Source organism: uncultured Corynebacterium sp. (assembly GCF_945649885.1).
Lineage (GTDB): Bacteria > Actinomycetota > Actinomycetes > Mycobacteriales > Mycobacteriaceae > Corynebacterium.
The window spans coordinates 1-4,847 of record NZ_CALZFS010000159.1; the positions used below are offsets into that span (position 1 = coordinate 1).

Annotated in this window: 4 protein-coding genes; 3 read left to right on the plus strand and 1 reads right to left on the minus strand. The window is 57.0% G+C overall.

All coding sequences use genetic code 11. The annotated features are described in order from the left end of the window. Window positions 1-230: 230 nt before the first annotated feature. The gene (locus Q0M74_RS12905; protein WP_293955103.1) at window positions 231-1,067 is read right to left on the minus strand and encodes an SGNH/GDSL hydrolase family protein; all 837 of its coding nucleotides are present in this window, start codon (window positions 1,065-1,067) and stop codon (window positions 231-233) included. Window positions 1,068-1,356: 289 nt separating this feature from the next. Between Q0M74_RS12905 and Q0M74_RS12910 the strand changes: the two genes are divergently transcribed. The 3 genes from Q0M74_RS12910 to Q0M74_RS12920 form a co-directional block, all read left to right on the plus strand. Further along, the gene (locus Q0M74_RS12910) at window positions 1,357-1,908 is read left to right on the plus strand and encodes a PRC-barrel domain containing protein (RefSeq protein ID WP_293955105.1); all 552 of its coding nucleotides are present in this window, start codon (window positions 1,357-1,359) and stop codon (window positions 1,906-1,908) included. A gap of 143 nt (window positions 1,909-2,051) precedes the next feature. Then, window positions 2,052-2,813, plus strand: a complete 762-nt coding sequence (locus tag Q0M74_RS12915) for a PRC-barrel domain-containing protein (protein ID WP_293955107.1) — start codon at window positions 2,052-2,054, stop codon at window positions 2,811-2,813. Between the two features lie 725 nt (window positions 2,814-3,538). After that, window positions 3,539-4,847: cytochrome P450 (locus Q0M74_RS12920; RefSeq protein WP_293955109.1), on the plus strand; the 1,309-nt coding region annotated here is incomplete at its 3' end.

Sequence of the window (4,847 nt, forward strand, 5' to 3'; positions counted from 1 at the left end):
ACAGCCAGGCGGCGGAGGCACCCGAGGATGCCAAAACCGAGGAACGTGACGCCGCCGATGATACGGCGGAAGCAGAAAGAATCCGTCTCCGCAGGTTCTCCGGCCGTTAAATTTCCCTGCTCCGACCCCTCAGACCCTGAGGTCACCGAGGTCGGTGATCAGAAGATCAGCTCCCTCCACGGACACTGCCTGTGGAGGGAGCTTTATTCGTGGCGGATCCTCTCACACATCTACTCCAGGACCTCCTGTACCGCTTCAGCCATCGCCCCATGACCGGCTGAGGTCAGATGAAGCGGATAGGCATCCGTTTCCACACCGCGGATATCTGCCCAACGGTCGTCGGGGGCAGCGCAGACGGTGTGGTCCTCTGCTGAGCCTGGTAGAACAAAATCCGCGCCATGCCGGTGGGCAGCCTCCTGCACCACCCGGTTGATATCAGCGGTCAAGTTGATCGCCCACGCCCGATCCGCTTCAGAGACCACCGCCAACTCGGGGCAGTCACCGGCAGATACCAAGGGCAGGTACCCGGTTACCACCACCTGCGCATCTTTAGAGCGTTCACTGATCTGTTCGTGCACCCGGTCTAATTCTGCCGGCACCCGGGCCAACCGCTGGTTAATATCAGCTCCCCATATTTCCACGCAGTCTGCCTGCCCAGGCTGGCGCATCCGGTTGCTGATACACCCAGCCACATCCCCGAACCCCAGATCATTTCCACCAATGGACAATGTGACCAGGGTTGTAGCGCCATCCAGCGCATCCATCTGGGCCGACAGCTGTCCCTCAGGTGTGTCCCGCGCTTGAAGGAGATCCGCGCTAACCGCCCCTTGACAGGTCACATCGGTGACTTCTGTATGGATGAGCTCGGGGTAGTTCCCGGTTGAACGCAAGCAAAAAGGTTCGCCGCGCAACGGTTGATCGCGAGCCCCCATGGCAGCGAAGGAATCACCCAACGCTACGTAGCTTAACAAGGCCTCCCCCGCTCCCTCCCGGGCTTCATCTGCCGGCTCATCGCTACACGCAATAAGGACAACGGCAAGGGGACCCAGGGATACGAGGCGCTTCACGCCTTCCTGTCTACCCCACCTAGGCCGGTGGTGTTGAAAACGGCAGGCTTGTTATTTCCACCTCGGCCATTACCCGTGAACCGTGACCTTCCCAGTGCCCCCTCCAGCCGTATGTTCCGCGTTGCGGGTAACCAGTCGTATAACCATGACTGAGGTCACAGTTTGATTTTATTCAAAGCTGTTTCTCGCGGTGCGCAGGAACATAAGCATAAATCGCACATCACAGATAAATAACAGTTGTGTTCATGCCTACGGTGGCGTTAAGGATACCCAAAAATAAAGGAAAATCATGTCTGAACATACAACCAAGTATGAGATTGTCGCCCTGCTGGACGCCATCGCCCACGACAAGGATGGGCACAAACTGGGATCGGTCAACGGCATCTTCACAGATGATGCAACCGGGCTCCCCGTGCTGGTGGAAGTCCACCACGGACTCTTCGGCAGAAAGACTGGCATCGTACCGCTGCGTGGTTCCCGCTTGAAGGGGCACACCCTGACACTCGGTTTCTCCAAAGAGGCAATCAAGGATGCGCCCGATATCGATCCAAACTTTGGACTGAGCAGTTCCGAACGCGAAACAATCCTCGCCCATTATGGACTGAGCACGGAGGCTCCTGCTGACTATTTCCACCCCGTGATGCCGGAACTGTCTGAAGGTGAGGAAGTTGGCCTCCGGGAGGACGCACCTGATACCGCCGGACCTGGCGATTCGGGGGATCCCTATGCAGACAAGGTCAACCATGCGGAGGCACCACATGATGCCACTACTGCAGCACGAGACGCCGCCGACACCAGGGCTGAGGCCGAGAGGATCCGCCTCAGCAAGTTCAGACATTAGGCTGCACCCCGCACAGCCATAGCCGGGGAAAGCAAAACATGGATGCACTGGGAATCCACGCACCCGCGGCCTTGTCGTCACAGAGACATAAAACTTCGCGTTCCCCAGCGTGAATTAAGCACCCCTTATAAGGAAGGAAGAATATGACAAACGCAACGCCCAACAAGAACGAGATCCGTGAGCTATTCGATGCCACCGCCTATGACAACTCAGGCGACAAGCTGGGCTCCGTCAACGAGGTATTTTTAGATGACCGGTCCGGTCAGCCGAAATTTGTGGAGGTCAATCACGGTCTCTTCGGCCTGTCCTCAAGCTTGGTTCCGCTACGGGGCTCATCCCTCAGCGCAGGCTCACTCAATCTTGGTTTCAGCAAAGACGCCATCAAGGATGCTCCCAATATTGATGCGGACAATGGCCTGACCGCGGATGAGGAAGACAAGGTGTACACCCACTATGGTCTCTCTGAGGCCACTGATGCCGACTACTTCCATCCTGACACGTCTCATGCAGACACCACCGGCACCCATGCGCGTGGCGGTACCCACCGAGATGCTGACCTCGCTGGTGATGCCCAGGAGAATGTGCGCGATTACGCACCTGGCGAAGCCCACAAGGAAGCAGATTTCGGCATTGTCTCTGAAACACCACCAGGCAATCCCGCCAACTCCGGCGTGGGTGGAGGGGCTCCTGCAGGAGCAGCGAGATCCGATGCGGATACCACCGTCGCAGGAGAACCAGCAGTCGCTGATGATCAGGAGCGCTTTCCAGCAGACACGTCAGGCAGGCACGCCCGGGACGGCGTCGTTGAAGGTAAAGCTCCCGGCGATTTCACTACCGATGAAAACCATTTGCAGAGATTTCCACTGCGTAAGTTTTCTGATCGCCAGACCGGAACCGTGAAGTAACGCCACCCTCCCCACCTGTTAGTTGATCCCCGCCAGGGCTTCCTGGCGGGGAATTTCACGCTTTACCCACCGCTGGATCAAGTCCAGGACAAGGTGAAACCCGGTTCACATCCCAGGACCTTTCCGCTGAGGTTTACCCCCCGATACCTTGGTTTACCCCACCAGGATCCCCCATGTGGGATCACGCCCGAATCGGACCGGGTTACCCAGCCCCAAACTGGGCCAACAGAATGATTTTAGGGGCCCGGAATGCGGCTAAAGCCCCAGAAGGGACTAGATCATATACCAATCCGCGCGCATGAGTACATACCCTAATCCCCTAAGAAAGTATAGGGATAACCCTAGGGATAATTTTGTTGACATGGAAGGAAATACACTGGTAAAGGGCCCGAACGGCCCCGTCCCACCAGCCCGACCCCTAATGATATTCCCAATCCACGTGGGTGACATTTCCACCACGGAGACCACAAAATATCCCCACGCGGGGGTAATTTTGCCCCCTAAGGCCATAACCAAGTGGCGAAACCTCTGTAACCAGACTGTGAATCTGGTTAATAAAGTCTTGTTAACACACTCCGATTGAGTCGATCTTTAGATGTATGACATGAGTCGCAATTTGATTGTAATGCTCATCACTCATAGCGTCCTTGGTGATGCACAGCGTTCCACACCACGCATTGTGGTGGGGAGCGTTCCCCCTCTGGACCACTTAGGACTGATCAAATATGACTGATACTCTGGCTAACCCTTCAGCAGACGCGTCCGCCTGCCCCTATCTCAACGGTGAGATGGTTGATCTTGAGGCCTTGAGCAATCGCAAGAGTGTCTCCGATGAGAAGTTCGATGCTCTGGGCGTTGAATTCGTCAACGATCCCTGGGGGCATACCGAGTGGTCCTTCCACAATGAGCCGGTCTTCTATTCCCACAAGCTGGGTTACTGGGTGGTCACCCGCTATGAAGACATCATGAAGATCTTCAAGGACACCGAGAATTACTCGGCCACGAATGCCCTCCAGAAGGCGGTTCCGCTCTCGGATGAGGCCAAGGATGTCCTTGATGAGTATGGATACGATTTCCGTGACACCATCGTCAACACCGATGAGCCGATCCACACCCCTCGCCGTCGCGCACTGGAGGAACCCTTCAAGGTTGAGCAGCTCCGCAAACTGGAAGGAGTGGCCCGTCAGACCGTCGACAGCTACATTGATCAGTTCATCGCCAACGGTGAAGTCGACCTCTACAAGGACCTGCTGCACATTTCCCCGCTGACTGTCGCACTCCAATTCATGGGCATCCCAGCAGAAGACATGGCAAAGATCCACGAGTACTCGATGGCGCACGCCACCACCACCTGGGGCAAGCCCGCACCGGGTGAGGACATCAAGGTCGCAGAGACCAACGGTAAGTTCTGGCAGCACTCGCAGAAGGTGCTGGCCAAGCTCATGGCCGATGAGAAGGCAGAAGGCTGGGTGCCTCACTCCATCCGCGCACACCGCGAAGATCCGGATGCTGTCCCGATGTACTACCTGCGGTCCAAGACGATGTCCGCTGTCACCGCCGCGCATGACACCACCTCCAACTCCGCGTCCAACCTGTTCATCTTCCTGCAGACCGAACGCCCGGACCTGTGGAAACTGCTCCTGCAGAAACCAGAACTGATTCCCAACGCGGTGGAGGAGTCCCTGCGCCTCAACGGTGGTTCACACGCCTGGCGTCGCAAGACTGTCAACGAGGTCGAGGTTCGCGGAGTCACCATTCCCGCAGGCGAGGATGTTCTCCTGGTGACCTCGGTGGCCAACCGTGACCCTGAGGTCTTCCCTGATCCGCATACCTTCGATCTCTACCGCGACAACGTGACCAAGCACCTGACCTTCGGATATGGCATCCACCAGTGCATGGGCCGCAACCTGGCGCGCATGCAGATGCAGGTTCTTTTCCAGCAGATTCTCAAGCGTCTCCCGCACATCAACATCGTCCAGGATCAGGACTTTGGCCGCCTGCCCTCCATCTCCTTCCGGGGACCGCAGTCCATCA

Excerpts from the sequence above, each read along its gene's own strand:
- Q0M74_RS12915 (WP_293955107.1), top strand. The coding sequence starts at position 2,052 with ATGACAAACGCAACGCCCAACAAGAACGAGATCCGTGAGCTATTCGAT.
- Q0M74_RS12910 (WP_293955105.1), top strand. The coding sequence starts at position 1,357 with ATGTCTGAACATACAACCAAGTATGAGATTGTCGCCCTGCTGGACGCC.